Annotated in this window: 31 protein-coding genes and 4 pseudogenes; 17 read left to right on the top strand and 18 right to left on the bottom strand. The window is 54.8% G+C overall.

Going from position 1 to position 23939, the window contains the following annotated elements; all coding sequences use genetic code 11:
* Positions 1 to 26: 26 nt before the first annotated feature.
* The 12 genes and pseudogenes from ACQ86N_RS41850 to ACQ86N_RS41795 all read left to right on the top strand — a co-directional run bounded on the left by ACQ86N_RS41850 (position 27) and on the right by ACQ86N_RS41795 (position 7841).
* Complete coding sequence (locus tag ACQ86N_RS41850; protein WP_431217810.1) at positions 27 to 491, top strand: tryptophan 2,3-dioxygenase family protein; 465 nt, start codon at positions 27 to 29, stop codon at positions 489 to 491.
* 291 nt (positions 492 to 782) lie between these two features.
* A pseudogene (locus ACQ86N_RS41845) lies at positions 783 to 1172 on the top strand (rod shape-determining protein); the annotation flags it as partial.
* 97 nt (positions 1173 to 1269) lie between these two features.
* Positions 1270 to 1878 carry a rod shape-determining protein gene (locus ACQ86N_RS41840; RefSeq protein WP_431212223.1) on the top strand — a complete coding sequence of 203 codons (609 nt, stop codon included), beginning with the start codon at positions 1270 to 1272 and terminating at the stop codon, positions 1876 to 1878.
* A 54-nt stretch (positions 1879 to 1932) separates the two neighbouring features.
* Positions 1933 to 2787: a rod shape-determining protein MreC gene (gene mreC / locus ACQ86N_RS41835; protein WP_431212222.1), complete on the top strand. Its 855-nt coding sequence runs from the start codon at positions 1933 to 1935 to the stop codon at positions 2785 to 2787.
* Positions 2784 to 3317, top strand: coding sequence for a rod shape-determining protein MreD (locus ACQ86N_RS41830; protein ID WP_431212221.1), 534 nt, complete (start codon positions 2784 to 2786; stop codon positions 3315 to 3317). Before mreC ends, ACQ86N_RS41830 begins: the two co-directional genes overlap by 4 nt.
* 6 nt (positions 3318 to 3323) lie before the next feature.
* Entirely contained in the window at positions 3324 to 3872 is a 549-nt protein-coding gene (locus ACQ86N_RS41825; RefSeq protein ID WP_431212220.1) for a hypothetical protein, read from the top strand.
* Positions 3811 to 4782, top strand: a pseudogene (locus ACQ86N_RS41820) (penicillin-binding transpeptidase domain-containing protein); the annotation flags it as partial. The gene ACQ86N_RS41825 and the pseudogene ACQ86N_RS41820, both read left to right, overlap by 62 nt.
* A gap of 85 nt (positions 4783 to 4867) precedes the next feature.
* Positions 4868 to 5041: pseudogene (locus ACQ86N_RS41815) on the top strand (penicillin-binding transpeptidase domain-containing protein); the annotation flags it as partial.
* 261 nt (positions 5042 to 5302) lie between these two features.
* The gene (locus tag ACQ86N_RS41810; protein WP_431218041.1) at positions 5303 to 5581 is read left to right on the top strand and encodes a hypothetical protein; all 279 of its coding nucleotides are present in this window, start codon (positions 5303 to 5305) and stop codon (positions 5579 to 5581) included.
* A 5-nt stretch (positions 5582 to 5586) separates the two neighbouring features.
* Entirely contained in the window at positions 5587 to 6276 is a 690-nt protein-coding gene (locus ACQ86N_RS41805) for an FtsW/RodA/SpoVE family cell cycle protein (RefSeq protein WP_431212219.1), read from the top strand.
* A complete protein-coding gene (rodA, locus tag ACQ86N_RS41800; protein ID WP_431212218.1) occupies positions 6158 to 6937 on the top strand; it encodes a rod shape-determining protein RodA in 780 nt (259 codons plus the stop codon). Before ACQ86N_RS41805 ends, rodA begins: the two co-directional genes overlap by 119 nt.
* A gap of 16 nt (positions 6938 to 6953) precedes the next feature.
* Positions 6954 to 7841: an MBL fold metallo-hydrolase gene (locus tag ACQ86N_RS41795; protein ID WP_431212217.1), complete on the top strand. Its 888-nt coding sequence runs from the start codon at positions 6954 to 6956 to the stop codon at positions 7839 to 7841.
* A gap of 159 nt (positions 7842 to 8000) precedes the next feature.
* On the opposite strand, the gene ACQ86N_RS41790 is transcribed toward ACQ86N_RS41795, so the two are convergent.
* The 14 genes and pseudogenes from ACQ86N_RS41790 to ACQ86N_RS41725 all read right to left on the bottom strand — a co-directional run bounded on the left by ACQ86N_RS41790 (position 8001) and on the right by ACQ86N_RS41725 (position 16088).
* Positions 8001 to 8129: a hypothetical protein gene (locus ACQ86N_RS41790; RefSeq protein WP_431212216.1), complete on the bottom strand. Its 129-nt coding sequence runs from the start codon at positions 8127 to 8129 to the stop codon at positions 8001 to 8003.
* The gene (locus tag ACQ86N_RS41785; RefSeq protein ID WP_431212215.1) at positions 8117 to 8404 is read right to left on the bottom strand and encodes a hypothetical protein; all 288 of its coding nucleotides are present in this window, start codon (positions 8402 to 8404) and stop codon (positions 8117 to 8119) included. The genes ACQ86N_RS41790 and ACQ86N_RS41785 overlap by 13 nt, the downstream gene beginning before the upstream one ends.
* A gap of 58 nt (positions 8405 to 8462) precedes the next feature.
* On the bottom strand, positions 8463 to 8714 hold the full coding sequence (locus ACQ86N_RS41780) for a hypothetical protein (RefSeq protein WP_431212214.1): 252 nt from the start codon (positions 8712 to 8714) through the stop codon (positions 8463 to 8465).
* Between the two features lie 66 nt (positions 8715 to 8780).
* Positions 8781 to 8942 carry a hypothetical protein gene (locus tag ACQ86N_RS41775; protein ID WP_431212213.1) on the bottom strand — a complete coding sequence of 54 codons (162 nt, stop codon included), beginning with the start codon at positions 8940 to 8942 and terminating at the stop codon, positions 8781 to 8783.
* Positions 8943 to 9381: 439 nt separating this feature from the next.
* Positions 9382 to 9522, bottom strand: a complete 141-nt coding sequence (locus ACQ86N_RS41770) for a hypothetical protein (RefSeq protein WP_431212212.1) — start codon at positions 9520 to 9522, stop codon at positions 9382 to 9384.
* Positions 9523 to 9625: 103 nt separating this feature from the next.
* A complete protein-coding gene (locus tag ACQ86N_RS41765) occupies positions 9626 to 9823 on the bottom strand; it encodes an RNA polymerase sigma factor (RefSeq protein ID WP_431212211.1) in 198 nt (65 codons plus the stop codon).
* Positions 9824 to 9861: 38 nt separating this feature from the next.
* On the bottom strand, positions 9862 to 10905 hold the full coding sequence (locus ACQ86N_RS41760) for a transketolase family protein (protein ID WP_431212210.1): 1044 nt from the start codon (positions 10903 to 10905) through the stop codon (positions 9862 to 9864).
* Positions 10906 to 10985: 80 nt separating this feature from the next.
* Positions 10986 to 12041, bottom strand: a complete 1056-nt coding sequence (gene galE, locus ACQ86N_RS41755) for a UDP-glucose 4-epimerase GalE (protein ID WP_431212209.1) — start codon at positions 12039 to 12041, stop codon at positions 10986 to 10988.
* Positions 12042 to 12075: 34 nt separating this feature from the next.
* On the bottom strand, positions 12076 to 12936 hold the full coding sequence (gene rfbA / locus ACQ86N_RS41750) for a glucose-1-phosphate thymidylyltransferase RfbA (protein ID WP_431212208.1): 861 nt from the start codon (positions 12934 to 12936) through the stop codon (positions 12076 to 12078).
* A gap of 74 nt (positions 12937 to 13010) precedes the next feature.
* On the bottom strand, positions 13011 to 13304 hold the full coding sequence (locus ACQ86N_RS41745) for an inorganic phosphate transporter (protein WP_431217809.1): 294 nt from the start codon (positions 13302 to 13304) through the stop codon (positions 13011 to 13013).
* Positions 13301 to 14037: pseudogene (locus ACQ86N_RS41740) on the bottom strand (inorganic phosphate transporter). The gene ACQ86N_RS41745 and the pseudogene ACQ86N_RS41740 overlap by 4 nt, the downstream one beginning before the upstream one ends.
* 258 nt (positions 14038 to 14295) lie before the next feature.
* Entirely contained in the window at positions 14296 to 14703 is a 408-nt protein-coding gene (locus ACQ86N_RS41735) for a DUF47 domain-containing protein (protein WP_431212207.1), read from the bottom strand.
* Positions 14704 to 14937: 234 nt separating this feature from the next.
* Positions 14938 to 15258 (bottom strand): hypothetical protein, encoded by a 321-nt coding sequence (locus tag ACQ86N_RS41730; protein WP_431212206.1) that lies wholly within the window; start codon positions 15256 to 15258, stop codon positions 14938 to 14940.
* Positions 15255 to 16088 carry a hypothetical protein gene (locus ACQ86N_RS41725; RefSeq protein ID WP_431212205.1) on the bottom strand — a complete coding sequence of 278 codons (834 nt, stop codon included), beginning with the start codon at positions 16086 to 16088 and terminating at the stop codon, positions 15255 to 15257. The genes ACQ86N_RS41730 and ACQ86N_RS41725 overlap by 4 nt, the downstream gene beginning before the upstream one ends.
* A 263-nt stretch (positions 16089 to 16351) precedes the next feature.
* On the opposite strand from ACQ86N_RS41725, the gene ACQ86N_RS41720 reads away from it, so the two are divergent.
* The 3 genes from ACQ86N_RS41720 to ACQ86N_RS41710 all read left to right on the top strand — a co-directional run bounded on the left by ACQ86N_RS41720 (position 16352) and on the right by ACQ86N_RS41710 (position 19102).
* Positions 16352 to 16966 (top strand): phosphatase PAP2 family protein, encoded by a 615-nt coding sequence (locus ACQ86N_RS41720; RefSeq protein WP_431212204.1) that lies wholly within the window; start codon positions 16352 to 16354, stop codon positions 16964 to 16966.
* Positions 16967 to 17006: 40 nt separating this feature from the next.
* Complete coding sequence (locus ACQ86N_RS41715; protein ID WP_431212203.1) at positions 17007 to 18521, top strand: ArnT family glycosyltransferase; 1515 nt, start codon at positions 17007 to 17009, stop codon at positions 18519 to 18521.
* Between the two features lie 287 nt (positions 18522 to 18808).
* Positions 18809 to 19102: a hypothetical protein gene (locus ACQ86N_RS41710; RefSeq protein ID WP_431212202.1), complete on the top strand. Its 294-nt coding sequence runs from the start codon at positions 18809 to 18811 to the stop codon at positions 19100 to 19102.
* A gap of 182 nt (positions 19103 to 19284) precedes the next feature.
* On the opposite strand, the gene ACQ86N_RS41705 is transcribed toward ACQ86N_RS41710, so the two are convergent.
* Entirely contained in the window at positions 19285 to 19782 is a 498-nt protein-coding gene (locus ACQ86N_RS41705; RefSeq protein ID WP_431212201.1) for a DinB family protein, read from the bottom strand.
* A gap of 178 nt (positions 19783 to 19960) precedes the next feature.
* On the opposite strand from ACQ86N_RS41705, the gene ACQ86N_RS41700 reads away from it, so the two are divergent.
* Both ACQ86N_RS41700 and ACQ86N_RS41695 read left to right on the top strand, forming a co-directional pair.
* Positions 19961 to 20209: a hypothetical protein gene (locus ACQ86N_RS41700; protein ID WP_431212200.1), complete on the top strand. Its 249-nt coding sequence runs from the start codon at positions 19961 to 19963 to the stop codon at positions 20207 to 20209.
* A gap of 127 nt (positions 20210 to 20336) precedes the next feature.
* The gene (locus ACQ86N_RS41695) at positions 20337 to 20531 is read left to right on the top strand and encodes a hypothetical protein (RefSeq protein WP_431212199.1); all 195 of its coding nucleotides are present in this window, start codon (positions 20337 to 20339) and stop codon (positions 20529 to 20531) included.
* Positions 20532 to 20697: 166 nt separating this feature from the next.
* On the opposite strand, the gene ACQ86N_RS41690 is transcribed toward ACQ86N_RS41695, so the two are convergent.
* The 3 genes from ACQ86N_RS41690 to ACQ86N_RS41680 are packed head-to-tail and all read right to left on the bottom strand — an operon-like array spanning position 20698 to position 23932.
* Entirely contained in the window at positions 20698 to 23280 is a 2583-nt protein-coding gene (locus ACQ86N_RS41690; RefSeq protein ID WP_431217808.1) for a bifunctional YncE family protein/alkaline phosphatase family protein, read from the bottom strand.
* Positions 23267 to 23581 (bottom strand): hypothetical protein, encoded by a 315-nt coding sequence (locus ACQ86N_RS41685; protein ID WP_431212198.1) that lies wholly within the window; start codon positions 23579 to 23581, stop codon positions 23267 to 23269. Before ACQ86N_RS41685 ends, ACQ86N_RS41690 begins: the two co-directional genes overlap by 14 nt.
* A 36-nt stretch (positions 23582 to 23617) precedes the next feature.
* Positions 23618 to 23932 carry a DUF1634 domain-containing protein gene (locus ACQ86N_RS41680; RefSeq protein ID WP_431217807.1) on the bottom strand — a complete coding sequence of 105 codons (315 nt, stop codon included), beginning with the start codon at positions 23930 to 23932 and terminating at the stop codon, positions 23618 to 23620.
* Positions 23933 to 23939 lie beyond the last annotated feature (7 nt).

Here is a 23939-nt window from a genome sequence, read left to right as displayed (position 1 = left end):
GCCTAGCCGATGCGGAGAAAGGCAATCTGGAATACTTCGATTCGGTCTTCTCCGGCAAAACTCCGTCATCCCCGGCAACCCAACCCCAACCATCCGCAGGAACCCAACCGTCCGCAGGACCCCAATCATCCCCAACAACCCCTCCGTCCCGGAACCTCTCCCCGCTGGCCTGCCGTTCAGCGCTGTTCATTATGCTCTACCGCGGCTATCCGCTGCTGCAGCTGCCTTTTCAGGTACTCCACCAACTGCTCGAAATAGACGAACAACTCAGCACCTGGCGCTATCGCCACATGAGCATGGTGGCCCGGATCATCGGCACCCGCATCGGCACAGGAGGCAGCACCGGCCGGAACTATCTCGCGTCGGCCCTGGAGCGCCACCATCTCTTCAGGGAGATCGCGGCGCTTACGAGCTTTCTCATCGAACGACGGCGACTGCCTGCACTGAGCGCCGAAATGGAGAGCCGGCTTGGTTTCGTCGTGGGCGCCTGAGGCTTTTACGGCACAACTGCGGCCCGCTGAGAGCAGGATATTCATCCGCCGGATACAGAATGTTGAACTAAGCGTTTTTTTATGCTCCTGGCGGATACGATGCCGACGAGTTTTGCGTTTGAAGGTGTGAGGAAAATAATCCATCAAATCAAGGGGTTCTACCTTGTTAATTCAAATTATTTCCTTCAATTTTGCTGACAATTTATAGTAGGCTTCGGTCTATTGGCCATTTTAAGGTAGGATGTATGGTCAAATCCGGGGTAGGGCAACGCCAAACGACCGGATAGGGGAATGAATCCGGTAGAAGCAGGGCCACGACGAAAGACACATCAAAACGTAAAATCTGACCTTTTAAATAAAATGGGATTATTCAATTTCCTTACGCAAGAAATAGCCATGGACCTGGGTACCGCCAATACCCTAATCATACATAACGACGAGATAGTGGTGAATGAGCCGAGCATTGTGGCCCTGGACAGAAACAATCCCAAGAACGTGCTGGCCGTCGGCAAACGGGCCCTCATGATGCACGAAAAAACTCACGAAAGCATTCGGACCGTCCGCCCCCTGAAGGATGGCGTTATCGCCGACTTCAACGCGGCCGAGCTCATGATACGGGAAATGATCAAGATGATCTATCCCAAAAAGCCGCTGTTCCCACCCAGCTGGAGGATGATGATCTGCATCCCCTCGAGCATCACGGAAGTGGAGAAAAGGGCCGTCCGCGACAGCGCCGAACGAGGCCGGAGCGAAAGAAGTATACCTGATCCACGAACCCATGGCTGCCGCCCTGGGTATCGGCATCGACGTCGAAGAGCCGGTCGGGAACATGATCATCGATATCGGCGGCGGTACCACGGGTATCACGGTCATCGCCCTCGCAGGTATCGTCTGCGACCAGTCGATACGTATCGCGGGTGACGAATTTACCGCCGACATCATGGAAGCCCTCCGCCGGTATCATAGCCTGCTCATCGGGGAAAGAACCGCCGAGCAGATCAAGATCCAGATCGGCGCCGCCCTCAAGGATCTGGACAACCCGCCGGACGATATTCCGGTCAATGGCCGTGACCTCGTAACGGGCATCCCCAAGCAGATCATGGTTTCCTACCAGGAAATAGCCGAAGCGCTCGACAAGAGCATTTTCAAAATAGAGGAAGCGATCCTAAAGGCACTGGAGACGACCCCGCCCGAGCTGGCAGGGGACATCTACCGCCGCGGTCTTTATCTGACCGGTGGCGGCGCACTTCTCCGTGGGCTCGACAAGCGCCTGAGCCAGAAGATCAAATTACCGGTGCATATCGCCGACGACCCACTGAAAAGCGTGGTCCGCGGTACCGGAATAGCACTCAAGAATTATGACCGGTATCCGTTCGTTATGAGATAGACGCAAGCCCCCGGGCTGTCGTCAAGTAACTATAAAAAACCAACTCCCAATCAGGTGCGTAACGTTTTTCTCTTCATCAGAAGGCATTTCAACTTTGTATTTTTTCTGGTGTTGCAGATAATAGCCCTCTCTTTTTTGTTTCGCTACAACAGATTCCACGAAGCAGCCTTTCTCAACGTCAGCAGCGAGATCACCGGACGCATCAACGAAAGATACAACGGTATCGAATACTATTTCCAGCTAAAGAAGACCAACGAGGCCCTCGTCCAGGAGAATCTCTTCCTCCGCCAGCAGCTGAAGACCAACTACGAGGCACCGGACTCACTCCAGCGGCTGATCCGGGATACCATTAAGGTCGATACCGGCAGGTCCATCATCAAGTACAGGATCATGGAGGCCAAGGTGGTCAATAATTCCATCGGATCACAAACCAACTACCTGACCATTCACCGTGGTTCCGCCCAGGGCGTCCGCCCCAATATGGGCGTCACCGGTCCCCAGGGCATCGTCGGTTCCGTCGTCAACGTCAGCGAGAACTTCTCCACGGTAATGAGCATGCTCCACCGCCAGTTCAAAGTGGTGGCAAGGCTGAAACACGGCAACGAGACCGGCACCATCGACTGGGACGGAGCCAGCCCCCTTTTCGTCACCCTGCGGAATATCCCCAAGAGCGCCCAGGTCAACAAAGGCGATACGGTCATCACTACCCAGATCTCCTCTCTGTTTCCCGCCGACCTGATGATCGGAACGGTGTACGAGATCGTCCCGGACAATACCACGAATTTCTATAACCTGAAAATAAAACCCGCCACCAGCTTTTCCAATGTTGAATATGTGTATGTGATTGACAATCTTCAATATGACGAACAGAGAAGGCTGGAGGATTCGACGCGTAAAAAGATCCAATGAGCGAACTGCTGAAAAATATATTCCGGTTTGTCCTGTTTATCCTGGTCCAGGTCTTCATCCTTTTCAAGATGCCGCCCCTGCACCGGTTTATCACCCCCTATCTGTACTATCTGTTTATTCTCTGGCTGCCCTTCGGGCTTTCGCGGGCCGCCCTCACCTTTATCGGCTTTTTCTTTGGTCTCTGTCTGGACTATTTCACCATGACCCCCGGCCTGCACGCCGCCGCCTGTACACTCATCGCATACACACGCCCTTTTGTGATCGGGTTGCTGATCTCACAGGAAGGCGCCGACAAGAACTATATCTCTCCTTCCATTGTTAGTATGGGATGGGCTCCTTATGCCACCTACGTCATTGTGCTGACACTGCTGCATCATACTTACCTGGTCCTGCTGGAGTGGCTGAATTTCGGCTCCTTCATGTACTTCCTGGGCAAGGTCGTGGCGTCGACGGCCGTCAGCCTGTTGCTGGTCCTGCTTACCGAGCTGCTGTTCTTCCGTAAACAAAAATTCAGGACCAATACGATATAATGTTGTATGTCTGTCTTCAATCAATCCCGTAGCAATATTGTCCGTCTGATCTTTGCAGGAATGTTTCTGATCATTGCAGCGCAGCTGTTCAATCTTCAGATCATCTCCTCGAGATACAAACAGCAGGCCCAGGAGAACGCGCTTTTCCGCAAGAGCGTCTATCCGACCCGCGGAATCATCTATGACCGGAAGGGCAAAGCCATCCTCAACAATACCATTCTCTACGACCTGATGGTGACCCCCTCCCAGGTAAAGAACATCGATACGACCTATTTCTGCCAGCTGATCGGCATCGACACCCCGGAGTTCCGCCGCCGCATCATCGACGCACGCATCAAGAACGGGCTCTTCCGGCCGACCATCTTCGAAGACCTGCTGCCGCCCGAGATCTACGCCAGGATGGAGGAGAATATCTGGAAGTTTCCCGGATTCAACCTGCAGGAACGTCCCGTTCGGGTCTATCCCTATTATTCCGCGGCGCATATCATGGGTTATGTCGGAGAGGTGGATTCCGCGATCCTGCGCCGGTCCAACGGCTTCTATCGAGCTGGGTGACTACGTGGGCCGTAGCGGGCTCGAACAGAGCTACGAGCGCGTGCTGATGGGCCAGCGCGGTATCGAGTTCTGGATCAAGGACAACAAGAACAGACTCGTCGGCCACTACCAGGACCAGGCCCTCGATACCCCCGCCATCGCCGGGAAGAACCTGCATACCTATATGGATATCGAGCTGCAGCAGCTCGCCGAGCGCCTGCTGTACGGGAAGACGGGGGCCGTGGTGGCCATCGAACCTTCCACCGGCGGTATCCTCGCCATGGCCTCGGGTCCCAGCTACGACCCCAACTCGCTGACCGGCCCCGACAAACAGTCCAACTACGCGAAACTCGTGCTGGATGCTTCCGGGCCGCTGCTCAACCGCGCGATCAAGGGCCAGTATGCATCCGGTTCTACCTACAAGCCGATCGGCGCACTCATCGGCCTCGACGAAGGCGTGATCACTCCCGCCAGCGGCATCGGCTGTCTCGGCTGGTACAATGGCTGCAGCAGGCCGGTCAAATGCGACGAAAAGGATCCAGGCCACGCCGCGAACCTGCGCCTGGCAATAGCGCATTCCTGCAACTCCTTTTTCTGTAATACCTTCCGGCTCGAGCTGGACAATCCGGCCTACCACGGCGTCCGGGCAGGGCTCATGAAATGGAAGGAATACGTCAACGCCTTCGGTCTCGGACACCGCCTCGGCGTCGACCTGCCGAGCGAGGACAACGGCAACATACCGGACACCACCGCCTACGACAAGGAATACAACCACCAGTGGAACTCCTGTACCATGGTGACGATGGGCATCGGTCAGGACAAGCTGACGGCGACCCCGCTGCAGATCTGCAACGCCATATGCATCGTCGCCAACAAGGGCTATTACTATACCCCGCATTTTGTGAAGAGCATCGAAGGCGCACCGGAAGACGATACGCTGCTGAGCCGTTTTCACCAGAAGCACGAGCCAGTGACGCATATCTCCGACGCGGCCTACGAAGCTGGTGCACAGCGGTATGCAGGACGTGACCGAGATCGGTACCGGAAAGGTTGCCCGCATCCCCGGCATCGACATGTGCTCCAAGACGGGTACCGCGGAGAACAAGACGGTCCTCGACGGCAGGGTTATCAAGCTGAAGTCGCACTCCTGGTTCGTCTGTTTCGCGCCGCGGGAGAATCCCGGGATCGCCGTTGCGGTCGTCGTCGAAAATGGCGGCTATGGCGGCGCGCAGGCCGGCCCTATCGCCTCGCTCCTGGTGGAGAAATACCTGAACGATACGATCGCGACCAACCGCCTTGCGCTGGAAGACGACGTGACCACCAGGAACCTGATGCCCAGGATCCTCGTCCGCCGGCAGTTCAGGGACGACTCGGTCCGCGCCGCCTACAGGGCAAAGCAGACCGGCGACAGCACCACACTCATGAAATACCAGACGGCTTCGTTTCGTTATATGATGATGGATACTTCCGACGGTTCGAGAAGCCCGCTGTTCCTGAACCTTCGCAAGCCTTCTCCTTATAAGAGTGCGCTGGCCGAGAGGCTGGCCAGGCTGAAGGCGCAGAACGCCGCCGCGGCGCGTCCGGATTCCGCGGTGCGTGCCGTCCCGGATACCGGAAAGAAAAAGTCTTCCGCTCCGCGTCCGAAGAAAGACAGTACTGTTAAACCCGATATTAAACCCGACGCGCCGCCTGCAGGCACGGACGAAAGCCGTAAAGACTCGACCCGCTAAATACTATGAGCAAGAGTAATCCCACCATATCAAAAGGAGTTGACTGGTCGCTGGTCTGGATCTGGTTTGCACTGAGTGCCATCGGCATCATGAGCATTTTTGCGGCTTCGTATCACAACGGCGACAATATCATACAGGGTTTTATTTCCCTGAAGACCGAGTATAGCCGTCAGCTGCTCTTCTTTGTCCTCTCGGGGATCCTCGGGACCTTCATCCTGCTGACGGATAGTAAATTTTTTACAGCTACGGCCAATCTGACCTATGCCTTCGGGCTTTTCCTGTTGCTGCTCGTATTTCCTTTTCACTCCCGCGTAAAGGGGACCGAGTCGATCATCCGTTTTGGCAGCGCGTTCCAGCTGCAGCCCGCGGACCTTTGTGTACTTTTTGTGAACCTCGCACTGGCGAAATACCTGTCGCGGGTAGAGACCAACTTTACGCGTCCCCGGTCACAGCTGATTGCCACGGTTATTGCGCTGGTACCTGCTATGCTGAGCATCATGCAGAAGGAGACGGGGCTGGCTCTCGTCTATTTTTCTTTCTTTCTGGTGATGTTCCGGGAGGGTCTCCCTGCCTTCGGTGCTGGTCATCGGCTTTTCCTTTGCCGTATTGGTGGTCGCGACGCTACTGATGGAGCCCAATACGCTGGCGCTCGTCCTGACGGCTATCGCGATTGCGGCGATCTATATTCTCCGTAAGGCCATCAAGAGGAACAGGAGTGTTCTGTTTCTGGTCGTCGGCATCTGGTTCGTCTGCGTGGGCGTCCAGCGCTTCGTCGTGCCTTTTGCGTTTGACCACGTATTCAAGCCCTACCAGGTAAAGCGTATCTATGACGCCATCGGTAAGGACTATATCCCCAAGGACCAGGCCGACGAGGCCGCCCTTGAGAACGAGCAGAAGAAGAGCGGAAAGAAGGGGAACGACAACTACAACGTGAAGCAGAGCAAGATCGCTATCGGTTCCGGCGGGCTCGTCGGAAAAGGGTTGCTCAAGGGAACCCAGACCAGGTACGATTTTGTGCCCGAGCAGAAGACCGACTTTATTTTCTGTACCATTGGCGAGGGCTTTGGGTTTTTGGGATGCATGGTCTTTATGGGCATCTATACGCTTCTCCTGATGCGCATCGTGACCATTGCCGAGCGACAGCGAAGCGTTTTCAGCCGCTGCTATGCCTATGGCGTGGCCAGCGTGCTGTTCTTTCATATAGTCATCAATATCTGTATGACAGTAGGACTGGCGCCCGTCATCGGTATTACACTTCCCTTTATCAGCTACGGCGGCAACTCGCTGCTGACCTTCAGCGTCATGCTGTTCATCCTTGTCCGTCTCGACGCGGACCGGCAGATGGTGCTGAGGTAATTCGTATTTTTACAGTATGCAAATCATTCCACTGTCCGAAGGGGCATTTACGATAGACAGGACCAAACGATTCGTTCCATTTGACACCGGAAAAGACGACCTCCAGCAGCGTCCCGTCGGCAGCCTCCTCGTCGAAATCCAACCCTTCGCCATCATCACTTCTGAAGATATCCTCGTCATCGATACGGGCCTCGGCTTCCGCGTCAACGGCGAGCTGCAGTTGTATCACAACCTCCGCAAAGCCGGCATCCCGCCGGAAAAGGTCACCAAAGTCCTGATGAGTCATCTGCATAAAGATCACGCCGGCGGGCTCAGCGGCGACTGCACCAGTGACCCCGCCCACACCAGTGACCCCGCCCACACCGGTGGCCCGGTTCACACCAGCGATCCGGTTCACACCAGCGATCCGGTTCACACCAGCGACACAGCGGTGCACACCCCAGGGTCCCTTCACCCCAACACTGCATCCGTGCCCCCGCGTGCCGGCGAACTCTCTTTCCCTAACGCGCAATACTACGTGCAGCGGAAAGAGCTGGAGTATGCATTCGAGAAAGGCCCGACCTCCTACATTCCAGAGGAACTCCTCTGTCTGAAGGACTCGCCGCGCGTAACCTTCCTGGATGGAGACGGCGTTATCGACGGATATATCCGCTATGCCGTGACCGGAGCGCACTGTCCATATCATCAGGCGTTCTGGATAGTGGATGGTGGCGAGACCGCCTTCTTTGGCGGAGACGTGGCGCCGCAGCTGCAACAAATGAAGAGCCGCTTTGTAGCAAAATATGATTATGATGGAAAGAAGGCGATGGAACTTAGACAGGAATGGTGGGAGCGCGGAGGAAGAGAAGGATGGACCTTCCTCTTCTATCACGACGTCAACACACCAACATTAAAACGGGATTAAATGCTAATGTCTGGCCGGGGGCCGTGGGGCCGCAGGCCTCACAAAGAAAAAGGCCTGCCCTGGAAAGAGCCGGCCGTTGCTAACCTATGAAAAACACCAAGTTCAAATATCGTATATCGGTTAGTTTATAATAAAATTATTCGGTCAATTGCCGAAATGTTAGGGTCGATTGGGATAGCGCTCCATTTGTCTGCGCTGCAACTCCTTCTTGACGAAGTTCTCGAAGTCTATCTCAGCCTTGAAGAAATCGTTGATCTTGCCAGGTGAGATGGCCTTCAGAAATTCCACGCTGTATTTTTCTTGATGTTGAGACGGGCTTCTTCGTGTTTGAGCTCGTCGCCGTCGCGGCGGTAGTTGCCGTTCGCCTGCCGTACTTCGGCAATATAGGCGTTATAGATGGGCCAGAATTTCTGTGCTTCCTCCGGGGTAAGGTTGAGCCTCTGTGTGATAAAAGCCGTTTTATAGGCTTCCAGCATAGGCCTTTTAGGGCCGGGGCCGTCCTGAGACATAGCGGGTAGGGCCAGCCAGCAGAAGATCACCAATACGGAAAATAATTTTTTCATTGTTGCTTCTAATTCGTTGCAATGTCAACTGCCCCTCCGTGCTCTTCCATGTATTGTTTCAGAACATCATCAGGCACATCCCCAGGAGAGATTTAACATCGCTGTCATTAATGTCCAGGGTAGCGGTGCTGTTCATAGATTCCGTAGTCGCTTGATCGCTGTTGCTCTCGGCATAGGTTTGAAGGTCCTGATCGCTCACCTTGCCAAGGTTTTTGGCGAGTTCGGTGGACTGAGTCTGGTGGCCACCGGACGGGTTGTGCAAGCGTAGCCAGCCAAATGTGACTATAAGACCTGCGACGGCGGCTGCCACCGAGTACTTTAACCACGAGGGCTGGATGAACCTTTTCTTCGGGTTTACGGATCGATCCGGGGGAGATCACCCGGGCCGGCTCTTCTTCTCTGCCGTGCTTACGCTGGCGATGACCTCGCCGGCAAGCCCGTCGAAATAAGTTTCCGGAACGGTATATAGGGGCTTGTCCCGAACGCTGGCCAGTGGGGCCATGATCGGGCTCAGTTGTGCAAAATAGTCGGCCGGCACCTGATAGGGTAGGCTCCGGCTGATCCCGTTAAGCAGGGGAGAAAGCGCTGCCAGCTCCTCCGGGGGGAAACGGACTCCCCCGCCAGGACGGATAGCCCGGTTTGGGTCGCCTCGCCGTCCCTATCTCTGGTCTGCCCGACCGCGGTGGCCTGTCCCGCAACCCCCGACTTGATCCTGTTGAGTAATTTTCGGCAAATCCGTCGAAATAACCCTCAGGTACACTGAATGTCAGGGGTTTATCCAGAGAACTGGCAAAGAAGGAACCTCCTCGCCGGCCGGGCCGAGCGCCCTGAGCATCTCCGCCGGAAACCCATCGAAGCACCCCGCCGGGACCCGATAAGGGGTCTCCCGGCCGATCTCACCGACACGTGGCGCTCAGCAGCCTCAATTCTTCTGATATTTCATTCCTGGCGTACATCTATTTTTGAGACCCCTCTCCTTAATCAAAGTTTAATGATTGACGATATAATCCTCTATTTTTTTTGACGGCGTGATGGTAGGACGCCTTCAGCGCCCCCTCGGAGGTCTCCAGCACCCAGCTCATTTCTTCATAGGGCATTTCGTCATAGTACCGCAACATAAAAACAACCCTCTGTTTTTCAGGGAGTTGTTGAATTGCGAGTTGCAGTTTCCATTCCAGTTTGTTGGGATCGAAATGTTTATCCGCGCTACGATCTTATTGCTCAGGCCGGATTCGGATTCGTCCAGGGTAGGGCGGACTTCCTTTTCTGCTGTTCGAGGTAGCTGAGGCACTCATTGGTAGCGATCCTGTAGAGCCAGGTATAGAGCTGGGAATCTTCCCGGAAGTTCTCCAGACCGTTCCAGACCCTTATGAAGACATTTTGCAATACGTCATTGGCGTCTTCGTGTTCTACTACCATTCGGCGAATATGCCAATACGAGCTTCTCCTGGTATTTTTTAATAATAGCAGTAAAGGCCTTTTCTTTGGTCGCAGGATCCCGGAATTGCAGAAGCAGTTCGGTATCTTGGATGGTCACCCCATTTATTTGTTTTTTCTAGCAATAACCTTTTCGGCTGCAGCGACGATATTGGCGTATCCAGTCCGTATTTCTTCATCAGTTCGGTTGGAGTACCGCTCTCACCGAAGGTATCGTATGTGCCTACGTATTCGATCGGTATCGGGGTGTTGCGGGCTACGGTCTGTGCAACGGCGTCGCCAAGGCCTCCGATGATATTGTGCTCTTCGGCCGTTACAGCGCAGCCGGTCTTCGCAACCGACTTAATGATCGCCGCAGTATCCAGCGGTTTTATCGTGTGTATGTTGATCACTTCTGCAGAAATGCCTTTCTCCTGGAGGGCCTTCGCAGCTTCGATGGCCTTCCATACGAGGTGACCGCAGGCAAAGATCGACACGTCAGTACCCTCGGAGAAGACCTGTGCCTTACCGATCTCAAATGGCATGCCGTCGGTAAAGATGGGCCATACCGGCCGACCAAATCGGAGGTAGACAGGGCCGACATAGTCGGCGACAGCCATCGTTGCGGCCTTGGTCTGTGCATAGTCGCAGGGCACGATAACCGTCATCCCCGGAAGCATTTTCATCAGACCGATATCTTCGAGTATTTGATGTGTCGCGCCGTCTTCACCTAAAGTTACGCCGGCGTGGGATGCGCATATCTTTACGTTCTTGCCCGAGTAGGCGACCGACTGACGGATCTGGTCATAGACGCGACCCGTGGAGAAGTTGGCGAAAGTCGTCGTAAATGGGATCTTGCCGCCGATAGTCAGACCGGCCGCGATGCCGATCATATTGGCTTCGGCAATACCGCACTGGACAAAACGCTCGGGGAATTCTTTGATAAAAGTGTTGAGTTTCATCGAGCCGGCGAGGTCGGCAGTGAGGGCTACGATGTTCGGGTTCTTCCGGGCTGCTTCTGCGATTCCATCTCCAAATCCGCTGCGTGTATCTTTCTGGCCAGTTACTTGAATATCTTTTAGCATTACTTCAAAACTTTGAATGTGATTAAAATGGATTACAGAGACGCGAATCCCTGGTTTTGGCGGTACAAAGTAAGGATTTTTTAGTTGAACTCCGAGAACTTGCCGTTGTAGAATTTTGCGTCTGCTTTCAGCTTTTGCTCCCATTTCCAGGCCGTGGACAACATGTCTTCCAGGCCGTAAATCGTTACCCAGCCCAGCTTGTCTTTTGCCAGGTCGTTGTTGGCATAGATGGCAATGACGTCCCCGTGCCGGCGCGGTCCGATGACGTAGTTCAGCTTGACACCACTGACCTTTTCGAAGGCCCTGATCGCCTCCAGTACCGTGACTCCGTTGCCCGTCCCGAGATTATAAACTTCGGCGTTCTTCGTGATCTTCCCCGCCAGCATATACTGTATCGCCAGAGTGTGTGCGTGCGCAATATCGCTGACATGAATGAAATCCCTCAGACAGGACCCGTCACGCGTGGGATAGTCATCGCCAAAAACTGTCATTTGCGGGATCTTCCCGATCGCCGTCTGCGTGATCGCAGGCACCAGATTGGCCGGGCTGCCGATCGGCATTTCGCCGATAAGGATGCTCGGATGCGCACCCACCGGATTGAAATAACGCAGCAGAATGCACCTGGTATTCGACGCCTTCGAGAATTCGTTGATGATCTGTTCCCCCATTTGCTTGGTATAGCCATAGGGTGAAACAGCCGGCTTGGGAGGAGTCTGTTCTGTCACCGGGATCTCGTCCGGATTGCCATAGACCGTACACGAAGATGAGAAGACGAAATTAGGGATGTCGAATTCCTGTACGCATTTCAGCAGGTTGATCAGCGACATGAGGTTGTTCTCGAAATACATCAGAGGGTGTTCGACCGACTCTCCCACCGCCTTATAAGCTGCAAAATGAATGATACCCTCGATATCCTCATTCTCCTGAAAGATGGCGAAGGTATCGTCGTAGTTGCACAGATCGACCTTATAGTTCTTGACCTTTTTTCCGGTGATCTTTTCTACTCCTTCGAGGACCCGGGGTGAACTGCGCACGTTGTTGTCCACACAGATGACCTCGAATCCGTTGGAGATGAGGTCCACTATCGTGTGTGAGCCTATATAGCCGCAGCCTCCGGTTACAAGAATCTTTGACATAAAAAGAATGCGGACCTGGGCCCGCGTTTAGTTATTATTGAATGAGATTGATAAGATACTGCCCATACCCGCTTTTTAGCAAAGGTTGTGCTATTTTTTCCAGCTGCTCTTTTCCGATGAATCCCTTTCGCCAGGCGATCTCTTCGATACAGGCGATCTTGATCCCCTGCCGTTGTTCGATGACCTGTACGAACTGCGAAGCCTGCATCAGCGAGTCGAAGGTGCCGGTGTCCAGCCAGGCCGTGCCCCGGTCGAGGATCGACACCTGCAGCCTGCCCTGCCGGAGATATTCCCTGTTGACGTCGGTAATCTCGTATTCTCCTCTGGCCGAAGGTTTTAGGTTTTTGGCGATGGGGACGACATTGTTGTCGTAAAAATAGAGACCCGGCACGGCATAGTTACTCTTGGGTTTGGCCGGTTTTTCCTCGATCGAAACGGCCTTGTTGTCCTGGTCGAATTCGATGACCCCGTATCGCTCGGGATCGCTTACCTGATAGGCATAGACGATACCCCCGTCGGGATTGGCGTTCTTCGCGAGTTGCTTTCCGAGACCCGCGCCGTAAAATATATTGTCCCCGAGAACGAGTGCCACAGAGTCCTTGCCGACGAACTCCTCGCCGATGACAAAGGCCTGCGCCAGACCATTGGGCAGGGGCTGCTCCGCGTAGGAAAAACTGAGACCCAGCTGCGACCCGTCTCCGAATAGTTTTTTGAAGAGAGGCAGATCGTGCGGAGTCGAAATGATGAGTATCTCTCTGATACCCGCCAGCATCAGAGTGGACAAAGGGTAGTAGACCATTGGTTTGTCATAGACCGGCATGATCTGCTTGCTGATCGCGTATGTAATGGGGTGCAGACGCGTTCCCGATCCCCCTGCAAGAATGATTCCTTTCATTAGTTCGTGTAAGGAAAGTTAGAAAATCCCGGAAAGATAACGATTGTGGCTGAAATGCCCCTCCGAAAGCCCGATTATTTGACGATAAAATATACGAGGGCTGCCAGCAATGCGCTTACCGGTATGGTCAGCACCCACGCCCAGAGGAGGTTGATCGTTACGCCCCACCTGACGGCTGAGAGGCGACGCGTCGCGCCCACTCCGATGATCGACCCGGTGATCGTATGCGTCGTACTGACGGGGATGCCCAGCTTTTCACTGACCAGAAGGGTGATCGCCCCGGCGGTCTCCGCACTCACGCCTTCCAGCGGAGTTACTTTGGTGATACGCGTCCCCATCGTCTTTACGATCTTCCAGCCGCCACTCATGGTGCCGAGAGCGATAGCGGTAAAGCTCGCCAGCGGCACCACATATTGTGGTCGATGAACTGTCTGAATGACAATTCATGCCCCTGCGATTTTTCAAACCAGATCATCGCGGCGCCGATGATGCCCATCACCTTTTGCGCGTCGTTGCCGCCGTGCCCCAGACTGAGCAGGGCGGAGGACACCAGCTGCAGGCGCCTGAACCAGTTGTCGGCCCGGTACGGATTGGCGCGCCGGCAGACGTTGAGGATGATCAGCGTTATGATGAAGGCGATCACCATTCCTATAAAAGGAGCGAGAAATATAAAGAAGAAGGTGGGGATCACCTTGGCATAGTTGATGACGTTGACGCCGTTGCGGCTGAGTGCGCCCGCATGCGCCAGCGCCGCGCCCATGAATCCCCGAGCAGCGTGTGGGAGGAACTGGACGGGATACCGAACCACCAGGTCAGAAGGTTCCACGCGATGGCGGCGACCAGTCCTGCAAAGATGACATCGAGGTTGATAAAATCCTTGTTCACCGAGCTGGCGATGGTATTGCCGATCTTGAACTCTCCGATGACGTACCGCGAAATAAAGAAGGCGGCGAAGTTGAAGACCGCCGCCCACAGTACCGCCTGAAAAGGCGTGAGTACCTTGGTCGATACGATGGTGGCAATGGAATTGGCGGCGTCGTGAAAGCCGTTGATATAGTCGAAGACGAGCGCGAGAATGATGATAACTACCAGGAAATGCATACGGGTCTGTCGTATTTGGGTCAGGCGTATTTGATGATGATGGATTCGATGACGTTGGCCGCGTCCTCGCACTTGTCGGTAACGATCTCCATCACCTGGTAGATCTCCCTTTTCTTGATCACTTCCTTCGCGTCGGGCTCGGTCTCAAAAGTCGCTCGATACTAAAATCGAAAATATCATCAGCCTGATTCTCAATACTGTTCACCTTGACAAGAACATCGGTTATCTTCCGCATATTCCGCATATTGCGCAACTCCTTCACCGCGATCTGTATCTGTCCTGCGCCCTGTTCGATAAGGTCCGCCATTTTCTGGATGCCGGTATCGTTGGGGTTGACCTTATAGAAATTGATCTTTTTCCCGTAGCATAGATATAGTCGCAGATATCGTCGAGCGCGCTCGCCAGATAGTGGATGTCCTCACGGTCGAACGGAGTGATGAAATTGCGGCCCAGCTCGGTAAAGATCCGGTGAGTGAGGTCGTCGTTGATATGCTCCTGGTCTTCCATCCGGGATAGGATGGAGGTCCGCTTGTCGGCGTCGGATTCGGCAGCAAATTCCTTCATTAGCTTGCCCATTTTTCCGACACTGTCGGCGACCTCTTCGAAGAGAGAATAGAAAACCCGGTCCTTTGGGGTAAAGAGCTGTAGTATAGAGTTGAATCCCATGCGGTAGCAAAATTTGCCGCAAATTTAGAACTATTAGACCACATTCTTGCGGGCCATCCCCGAACCCCCGGTCTACCGCTATCCCCGGCCCCTCGGCCATCCCTGATCCAGGGGGCATCCCCGACCCAGGGAGCATCCCCCGACACAGGGAGCATCCCCCGACACGGGGAGCATCCCCCGACACAGGGAGCATCCCCGGCGACCCGCTGCGGGCGGAACCCGGCTCCCCCGGGCCTACCTCCCCTGCAAAGCCCCACTACTTCCAACCGTGGCCGGAACGGCCGGCAGAACTGCAATCTCGGCCGGGCGCGGCCTGACAGGGAACCCGATGGCTTTTCCGGGCGGATGTCCCGGCGCGGCGGGGTCGCCCAGGAGGCTGGCGATCGTAGCAGCGATCTGTTTCTGGTAGACCTGACCCCTCGAACGCAGCTCTCCCTCCGGCCGTATACCGGGACCCAGGACGGCCATCCAGACATCCCCCGAGCCCTCCGCCCAAAACCCGTGTGTCGTCCATTTATTCGGCTTCCAGCCCCGGCCATGGTCGGTGGTGATCAAAAAGTAGTGCTGTCCTTATAATAAGGGTCCGTCTGGACATAATACCAGAGATCGGAGATCATGCGGTCGAGATCGGTGGCCTGCTGCAGGTAGAGATCGTAGCGTCCGGAGTGAGCGCATTCGTCCGTCTCGCCAAAGCCGAGAAACATAACGGAAGGGTGGTGTTCCCGGATATATTCGAGGGCGGTCAGATAGGTCAGCATATCGTGGCGAGTCTTGCCCGGCCGCATCGTCCCCTGCACACTATCGATAAGCCCCGCCTCCGGGTCCTGTCCTTCGTTCAGCCTTTCATAACCGCTATTCACCGGAAAACCGCTGCGGCCTTCGTTGAGGATATAGGGAAAAACATTCCAGGACGTAAAGACGGCTACCTTTCCCTTATACTCATCGCTGCTGTTCAGATACTCCAGTACGTTGACGTGCTTGTTGTTGATGGCGAGGTTGGGGCTGCTGAACGCGTCGGTATGTCCGGTGAAGATCTCGTTATAACCGGGATAGGAGATCTTATACCAGTTACGGACGTTCACTTTATTTCCCCACACTCTGTTGCCATATAGTCGTCCTTTTTCCGCAATAGTGCCCCAGAAAAAGGGCAGCAATTTCTTTCTGCGAACCCCGGCGCTGCTGTCCCAGTAGAGACTCCGCATCAGCGCGGTATCCCTGACATATTCTTCATTGGCTACCAGGGAAGCATCCGCTCCGCTGAAAACTTCCTGCCAGCGGAAACCATCGATCGTGATGACGAAGAGGTGTTTTGTCTTAGCGTGGCCCTGCGCTTCAACGGAGTAATATAGCAGCAGCGCCACCAGTGAAGTGAGGAGATATTTCATCTTTAATGGGTTTGCCAAAGTTACCGGAGGGGTATGACGGGATGTTTACCGGAAGATTAATTTAACATTATGAACTCATCATGTTGGCCGTTGGAGTCCACAGGTGGCTTTAGTTTTGCAGTGAATCAGATGACGTTGTGCAACCTGGATTCCCGACCGGAATGGCACAATTCTTTTATTAACGGAAGGATAATCCCGGAAAGGGTAGGTGGCCGGATTTTCCCACTAGCTTAGCCGGAGAAAATTGCTCAAAATAATACCGTATGTCCCTGCTAGACTGGTTGGACCATTTGGATAAAACGCTATTCGTGCTGATCCAGCACGACTCGGATCATTCCATAATGGACGTCGTGATGCCGGTGCTGCGCGATCCGCTCACCTGGATACCGCTATATGTCTTTATGTTCTGCTATATCATCTTTAAGAATAAGAACAAGGCCGTACTTTTTATCCTGCTGAGCCTGCTGACATTCGCGATCACCGATTCACTGGCTGCACAGGTCCTGAAGCCCATGTTCGGCCGGCTGCGTCCCTGTCACGATCCGGAGATGCAGCAGCTGCTGCGGGGTCTGATCGACTGCGGCGGTCTTTATTCCATGCCTTCCAATCACGCCGCCAACCATTTCGGTCTGGCCGCGTTCTGGTTTTATACCCTCCGTTCGATATCAGGTAAGAAATGGCACTGGCTCTGGTTTTGGGCCGCCGCCGTCTGCTATGCCCAGGTATACGTAGGCAAACACTATCCATTCGACGTATTTGTGGGTGGCGTCACCGGGTACCTAACGGGGCTGGTCACATACCGTTTGTTCGTTTTTTGGGAAAAGAGACAGAACCCCAGGCCGCCCCTCTTCCGGCGCGAGTACAGTTCGGGTATATAGGCCGGAACTACGGTTCGGGTATATAGATTATATTTGAGCTATGCTCGATCCATACAATGCCGGGTGGGAGGCCTGGCTGCAAAAATGGTTTATACGACTTCTGGTACCCGCGATACTCGTCAATGCCGGTGGCCTTTTGATCCCCATTCTTGAACCCGACGGCTCTCTCTATGCTACAATTTCCAAAACTATTGCACGCACTGGCGACTTCGTCAATCTCCGGGTCGAGGGTAAGGACTGGCTCGATAAACCCCATTTTCCGTTTTGGATCGCAGCATTTAGCTTTCGCTGTTTCGGCATCAACGCCTTCGCATATAAATTTCCCGCGCTTTTGTTCTGGGCCATGGGCGGTCTGTACACCTGGCGCCTAGCTTTCTCCCTCTATGGTAAGCCCGTGGCGCAGCTTTCCACACTGATCTATGTCTCCGCCGCCCATCTCGTCATTTCCAACAACGACGTCAGGGCCGAACCCTATCTGACCGGTCTGATCATCGGCGCGGTCTACCATTTTCACAAGGCTTCCCGCACGAGGCCTGGCTGGCATCTGATCATCGGCTCGCTGTTTGCCGGCTGCGCAGCGATGACCAAGGGCCCCTTTGTGCTGATCACCATTGGCGCGGGCTTTATCCTCGACTGGGTCGCGGGTAAGGAATGGGACCAGTTCCGGAACATCCGCTGGTGGATAGCCATTGTGCTGACGGCCGTCTTTACCCTGCCCGAGCTGATATGCTTATACCTTCAGTTTGACCTGCATCCGGAAAAGACCGTGTTCGGGAGGACGGGTGTTTCCGGAATCCGTTTTTTCTTCTGGGACAGCCAGTTCGGCCGCTTTTTCAACACGGGACCGATCAGGGGAGCGGGGGATCCCTTCTTTTATTTTCATACCCTGCTGTGGGCCTTTCTTCCATGGTCCCTGATCCTCTATGCCGCGATCGTACAGAAATGCAGGCGCAGCGTAGACGACGGCTGGTTCAGGAGAAGCGTCAACGGGGACTATATCTGTCTTGGCGCGGCGCTCTTCAGCTTCATCATATTTTCACTTTCAAGATTCCAGCTGCCGCACTATCTGAATATTCTATTTCCCTTCTTTTCCATTCTGGCCGCTGGCTACCTGTATGGCGTGAGGCGCCGCTGGACACAGCGGACGCTGGTCATCATACAGGGCGTCATCAATATTCTCCTGCCGGCGCTGCTACTCCTGCTCTGCTGGTTGTATCATTTCAGATCATGGCCGCTGATCATGGCCGGGCTGGTGGCCGCCGGTGTCCTGCCTTTTGTTCTCTTTCGCAGCGGGCGCCTTCAGGCGGCGATCGCGCGCAGTTTCTGGATGGCATTACTCGCTTTTTCCTTTGTCAATTTTATTCTCTATCCTGCCATCCTTCAGTACCAGGCAGGTACACAGGCCGGACGTTTTGTAAACCATATGTTCGGCCTCCCCTATATTTCCAGGCCTTCGGCGGTCTATACGCTTCAGGAAGCCCCGGCCAGCTATTCCTTCGACTTCGACTGTGCCCTGCCCGTCGAACGCGTTTCCATGAAAGCGTTACCGGCTTGACAGTTCCGTCTACGTTTTCGCGCCGCCCGAATACGCAGACTCGCTGGGCAAACTGGGATTTCATTCTCAGGAGGTCCACCGCTTCCCCAGCTTTCACGTCAGCCAGCTTACGGGAGAATTTCTCAACTACAGGACCCGTGACTCCGCAGTACAAGCTTACTCTTTATTTATAGCGGGTAAGTAACCCGCCACCCCGCTGACCAACAATATGAAAAATAGACTGCTCAGGCTGATGGCCGGCAGGCGCGACAGCGCCCATTTCGCGGCCACTGGCCGACCTCCGGCTGATGGCAGTACGCCGGCTTTTATGGAACATGCAGACCGTCGACGCGGCCTCACTGCGGTCGCTGGCGTCCGACCGGGCTTCACGGCTCCGGATTTACCGGTACCTGAAAGACGCGGACCGGCTCTCCCTTTTCCCACCCGCTTTCAGGACACAGAAGGCATTCGGAGAAAGCCTGGTGTATCAGGAAGTCAATGAGGATGATATGGAGGCCGGTAGCCTTTCTGGCCATCCGGTCGGGTCAGACAAAAAAGGACTCAGGGAGATTTCTGTTCTATACGTTCAAAGCCGATTCTGATGATAGCCTCTACCTCGCCTGTGTCGGACCCTGGAACCAGGACCCTTCCAGGCTGTGCGATGCAGATGTGCCTGTTAAGCTCGATTTTGAATCCTCTTTTTCTCCCGCCGAGGCCGAACGACGGATCAGCGCGCTCCTAAAAAAGCGATACTGGCGGCAGACGAGCCGGAAGAGACAGACAATTAATTCCCGTGTTCATCCGCACTCGGTCCATAACTCCCCGGTATCGGGATATCCAGCAGTCGCAGGAAGACTCCAAGCTGAGCCCGGTGGTGGACGATCTGGCAGTAGGTCATCCGGATGATCTCCGCTTTCGTTGCAACTTGAAGTACCTGTGCTCCGTTGCGGAGAGTCCAGTTTTCTTCCAGGATGTCCTCCGTGGTCGTTTCCAGATGCTGCCTCCCGTCCACCAGCGAACGGTCGAAGTAGTCCAATAACTCATTGGTATTGTGTACCTCCTCCTGCTTGTAAGGATTGGCGGCGAAGTCGAGCCCATCCGTTGTCACGGCCATCGTCACCCATCCCGGCAACTCGGCGATATGCGTGGCCAACTGCTTCACCGTCATACTTTTCTTGTGGGGCTGCCACGTAAAATAGGCTGTGGGTATGCGTTCCAGCATCCTGCGGGTGGTCAGGGCTTCCTGTTCAAGTTCTTTCAGAAGAGGTTTGATCGTTGACATGCTGTTTGGTTTTTGATGATAGACCAAAATAACGACGGCCTTGTGACAGCCTTATGTCAGCAGCTGTCAGGAAAAACTTAACATTGGCTTTTGCACTTTTAAGGGCTTTTAATGTTAAATTTATATTACCATATTATTACCAAAAACATTTATTGTATGAATCAACAAGAAACAGTCGTTGCCCCGACGCCTAGCAAGAAACAAGTGCGTAAGGAGATCGGGGACAAAGCTGACGGGAGCCCTGGCCGAATATAAACAGGAACTGGGCGAGAAGAAACTGGCCACCAGGGTAAAAGAAGTAAGTAAGCTGATAAGCCGCGATCTGTTGAAGATCAGCAAGAAGCATCGGCACGAGTCGAAGAAGGCCGCGGCTTCAGCCAAAAAGGCCGCTGCTAAGAAAACAGAGAAGAACGCGGTTAAGAAATAATGCTTTAGTGCTTCAACACTTTTGTTGCCCTATTCGTTGTTATGACGGGTAGGGTTTTCTTTTTTGAAAAATTCACCCTCTGGTAATATTAATAACGGAAATTTACTGACTACTAAATTACACCACTATGGCCAGCTTCGGAGAATTAAAACTCGATACGTACTACCTGATACAGGTAGACGCTGACTCGGATATCGAACTCGTTTCCGTTATCCTTCATACGAAAGAAACTGTGCTGTTGCGTAGTTACCTGCCACAGGCAGAAGACTTTTTCAAGTACCACGACGAACCGATCTTCAAACTCGTCGAAGAAGCTGGATGAGGAAACAGCCCAGCAGCTGGAAAGCCTCTATCAGCAGCCCCAGGAAGAATATACCCAATTCGAAGAGGAAGAAGAGGAATAGCATCACCGCCCCGGTACATCACTACATCCCGGTGGATCACAATGTCCCGGTGCATCACCTCGGGCGGTACGTCCCCCCGGTGTGTCACCCCCGGGTACGTGAACCGCGCGTGAACCGCCAGAACACGACTGCGTGCGGATTCCCGTGCCCGCCCGCAACTCCCAGACCGCCGCAACTCCCAGACCGCCGCGACCCCCCGTCCTCGCGACCTTCCGCCCGCGCGACCCTCCGCCCGCGCGACCCTCCGCCCGCGCGACCCCCGTCCGCGCGACCCTCCGTCCACCCGACCCCGCACCTACTCCGAACCCCCTGCCCCCGGCAGCAGCACCGGCCCAGGACTGGTCTTCGGCACACTCGGATACCGCGTAGATCCCTTCGTCGCCCACCACAATATGCGATTGAACACGTCGTCATCCCCTCATCGATCTCGTCGGCCTTATTCTCCATCGACATCTTCGCAAACTTCCGCGCACGCCCCTTCAACCCCGCCAGCGCATGATTCATCTCATTCAGCGGGATCCGGTTCGGGATGACAGTGTAGGCCGTCGTATCGGGCTTATCGGTAAAACAGTCGAACATCGGCAGCGCCGTTCCATCCATCGCATTCATCGGCGGGATCCCAAGTATCTGTTCGACTGTCCGTACCAGTGAGGTCTGATTATAGTTGGTGGAAACAGTGCGGCGCAGCCTCGACCACGGGCTGATCACGAACGCCGTCGTCCGGTAGGCGGAGATATGGTCCCAGCCCGCCTGGCTGTCGTCTTCCGTCACGAATATCGCCGTCGATGCCCAAAAACGGCTATGCGTAATGGCTTCGACGATACGTCCAAGCGCCAGATCATTGTCGGCCACCATCGCCCGCGGCGTCGGATAACCCGGGCTCGTACCCGTCGTATGGTCGTTCGGTAAGGACATTACCATCAGCTGCGGCCAGCTATCGCCCGGACGGTTCTCATAGGCCTTCAATTCTTTTATAAAGGCGTCAGCACGTAGCTGGTCGTTGATACGGGCGTCGTCATAACCCGGATATTCGGCGGAAAGGATCGGCCTTACGCGGGAAATGGTACTATGGTTCTTCGCATCGAAGGACTGCCCCATCCGGTGTACCTGATACAACTGCGTCCAGTCGAACTGTTTGTCTACCGTCGTGGTACAGGCCTCGCCGTAGATGCGAACCGTCTTTCCATGGTCCAGCGCATTGTTCCAGATAAAACCTTCCTTGTCGTATACCATCGCGTCGTATTGCGCATGTGGATAGCTGCGGAACCAGGCCCTGACCATTCTCTCGATATAGTCCGTCACCATCGCCGCGTCCGTCCATTGGTGTCCTTCGGCGGAGCTCTTGCCGGAGGCATAGTAGTTGTCCAGCAGGTGGAACTCTTTCGCCAGCCGGTGTTCATTCGGGGTAACGCTGTCGCCAAACACGCAGAACGAAGGTTCACCCCTGCCCTCCGGCATATCGCCGAGGACCTGGTCATAGGTCCTGTTCTCTTTGATGATATAGACCACATGGCGGAAGACCGAGGGCTCGCCGACCCGCTCGGGCACGGGCAGCGGCTTCGCGTCCGGCCGCGGCAGCTGTCTCGAGAGCGCTTCGCGGTAGGTGAGGTTGAGCTGCCGTACCCGCGTAGTATAGTTCTCCAGCCGGTGCGCGTCGGGTATCGGTATCCAGCTGACCGATGCCTGCTGCCAGTGAGAATTATAAGCTCCGTTGGCCTGTTTAACCCTCGAGCCGATGGCCTCGAGGTTGGTCACGAACAAAGTATTTTGATAACATACGATCCCGGAAGGCCACGCCTCCGTGGGAATAAAGCCCAGGACGGAAGACCGCGCCTTCACCTGTGCCTTCACCTGCGGCCGTAGGCCGATCACCGCTATCGCATTATTAAGCCCATTAGCCACATAAAGCCGCCCCGCACCCGAATCGATCGCAAGCGCGCAGGGCGTACTGCCCGCATAATGGTTGGACTGTTCGAACGGCGAAACCGCTATCGTGTCAATTACCTCCATCGTAGCAGCGCGTATAACAGATATATAGTCGCTGTTCCCGTTGGCGACGTAGACGGTCTGCTCGTCAGGGCTATGGATAATAGCGCTGGGGTGCAGACCCACTTCGATCTCTTTTATCAAATGTCCTGTGGCAGGGTCTATTACGTTCACCGTGCCACGGGCGGTGGCGCCGGTACGGGGATCCGTATACGCAGCGCCCCAGGGCACACCGGCCGTTTCCTTTCCGACGGTGTCGGTGGGTTCGGGACCCGCCCAGTTGGTGACGAAGAGGCGACCACCGGCCATCGTGATCCCATAGGGTGCCACTCCGGTGGCCGTGATCCAGATGAGGACCTGGTCTTTTACCCTGACCTTGGCCAGCTGGTTGCAGCCGTTGAGCACTGCATAAAGATAGAGATCGCCTTCTTCTTCCCGGACATACACCTCATTGGGTAAAGCCATCGGAGCCGGCGCCTTCGTCGGAAAAGGAATAGCCTGCACCAAATCCAAATTCGTACCGTCCCAGACGGCCTCCATCACATAAGAGTCCGCGTTCGATCCGTGCCCCGCTCCCCAGAAAATATGTACGGCGCCCTTATAGCTGACGGCTTTTATACCCGAGTAGGTGCTCATCAGCTGCGCGTATTTCCTGTCGCCCGTAAAGCTATACCTGGCCATCACCTGCCTTCCATCCGCCTGAAAGATGACGATGCCATAGCGGTCTTCTACCGCCAGCAGCTTGCCCTGGCAGCATCACGGCGTCGAGACTGTGGTTCTCGAGCTTCGGATCGCCAAAGCGCACAACCACGCCTGCCGGATCTATCCACCGGTTGTACGGCATGGCATATGGACCCGCTTCGCTGGTCAGCATGCTGTCGTCGTAGGGAATATGTTCACGCTGATTGTGCTGCGCCGCCGCGGGCAAAAAGGAAATAAGGATCAGTGCTGTCAGAATAGAGGCGAAGGATGGACATTGCATGCCCGAAGATAGCACTTACTTCTACACGGCCCGGACTCAAAAATTCCAAAGTATGACGGCGAGAACGACCAATGTGATCAGCAGATAGAGCCAGTCTTTTTCCAGCAGATAGCCGAAGATGGAGAAGACGATCCGGAGTATGGGCGTAGCGATAAGGACGAAAAGGCCCAGCTGGATGATGGGACGTCCTTCTCCGTTGAGGATCGCGCGAAATAGCGGACCCGGCGTTCGAAACTTTTCGGGCTCGCCCTTGAATACATGGAATTGCGGCTGCTCCCTGCCATGCCGCCAGAGATAGATCATGCCGCCGATGATCACGATTCCCGAAGAAAGCAGCACTCCATAACGCAGCAGCTGC

Source organism: Puia sp. P3, assembly GCF_050632245.1.
Classification (GTDB): domain Bacteria; phylum Bacteroidota; class Bacteroidia; order Chitinophagales; family Chitinophagaceae; genus Puia.
The sequence above is the reverse complement of the archived record's forward strand: the minus strand, read 5'-3'. Positions and strand labels throughout refer to the sequence as shown.

Bases quoted from the DNA above. Each gene is read 5' to 3' on its own strand.
- ACQ86N_RS41810 (WP_431218041.1), top strand. From the start codon at position 5,303: ATGATGATGGATACTTCCGACGGTTCGAGAAGCCCGCTGTTCCTGAAC.
- ACQ86N_RS41830 (WP_431212221.1), top strand. From the start codon at position 2,784: ATGAGCGAACTGCTGAAAAATATATTCCGGTTTGTCCTGTTTATCCTG.
- ACQ86N_RS41795 (WP_431212217.1), top strand. From the start codon at position 6,954: ATGCAAATCATTCCACTGTCCGAAGGGGCATTTACGATAGACAGGACC.
- ACQ86N_RS41695 (WP_431212199.1), top strand. From the start codon at position 20,337: ATGGCCAGCTTCGGAGAATTAAAACTCGATACGTACTACCTGATACAG.
- ACQ86N_RS41720 (WP_431212204.1), top strand. From the start codon at position 16,352: ATGTCCCTGCTAGACTGGTTGGACCATTTGGATAAAACGCTATTCGTG.
- rfbA (WP_431212208.1), bottom strand. From the start codon at position 12,936: ATGAAAGGAATCATTCTTGCAGGGGGATCGGGAACGCGTCTGCACCCC.
- ACQ86N_RS41715 (WP_431212203.1), top strand. From the start codon at position 17,007: ATGCTCGATCCATACAATGCCGGGTGGGAGGCCTGGCTGCAAAAATGG.
- ACQ86N_RS41805 (WP_431212219.1), top strand. From the start codon at position 5,587: ATGAGCAAGAGTAATCCCACCATATCAAAAGGAGTTGACTGGTCGCTG.
- ACQ86N_RS41770 (WP_431212212.1), bottom strand. From the start codon at position 9,522: ATGTTGCGGTACTATGACGAAATGCCCTATGAAGAAATGAGCTGGGTG.
- ACQ86N_RS41705 (WP_431212201.1), bottom strand. From the start codon at position 19,782: ATGTCAACGATCAAACCTCTTCTGAAAGAACTTGAACAGGAAGCCCTG.
- ACQ86N_RS41840 (WP_431212223.1), top strand. From the start codon at position 1,270: ATGGCTGCCGCCCTGGGTATCGGCATCGACGTCGAAGAGCCGGTCGGG.
- ACQ86N_RS41710 (WP_431212202.1), top strand. From the start codon at position 18,809: ATGGCAGTACGCCGGCTTTTATGGAACATGCAGACCGTCGACGCGGCC.
- ACQ86N_RS41735 (WP_431212207.1), bottom strand. From the start codon at position 14,703: ATGGGATTCAACTCTATACTACAGCTCTTTACCCCAAAGGACCGGGTT.
- ACQ86N_RS41785 (WP_431212215.1), bottom strand. From the start codon at position 8,404: ATGAAAAAATTATTTTCCGTATTGGTGATCTTCTGCTGGCTGGCCCTA.
- ACQ86N_RS41825 (WP_431212220.1), top strand. From the start codon at position 3,324: ATGTCTGTCTTCAATCAATCCCGTAGCAATATTGTCCGTCTGATCTTT.
- ACQ86N_RS41685 (WP_431212198.1), bottom strand. From the start codon at position 23,581: ATGCAATGTCCATCCTTCGCCTCTATTCTGACAGCACTGATCCTTATT.
- ACQ86N_RS41745 (WP_431217809.1), bottom strand. From the start codon at position 13,304: ATGAGTGGCGGCTGGAAGATCGTAAAGACGATGGGGACGCGTATCACC.
- ACQ86N_RS41725 (WP_431212205.1), bottom strand. From the start codon at position 16,088: ATGAAATATCTCCTCACTTCACTGGTGGCGCTGCTGCTATATTACTCC.
- galE (WP_431212209.1), bottom strand. From the start codon at position 12,041: ATGTCAAAGATTCTTGTAACCGGAGGCTGCGGCTATATAGGCTCACAC.
- ACQ86N_RS41760 (WP_431212210.1), bottom strand. From the start codon at position 10,905: ATGCTAAAAGATATTCAAGTAACTGGCCAGAAAGATACACGCAGCGGA.
- ACQ86N_RS41765 (WP_431212211.1), bottom strand. From the start codon at position 9,823: ATGGTAGTAGAACACGAAGACGCCAATGACGTATTGCAAAATGTCTTC.
- ACQ86N_RS41690 (WP_431217808.1), bottom strand. From the start codon at position 23,280: ATGGCCAGGTATAGCTTTACGGGCGACAGGAAATACGCGCAGCTGATG.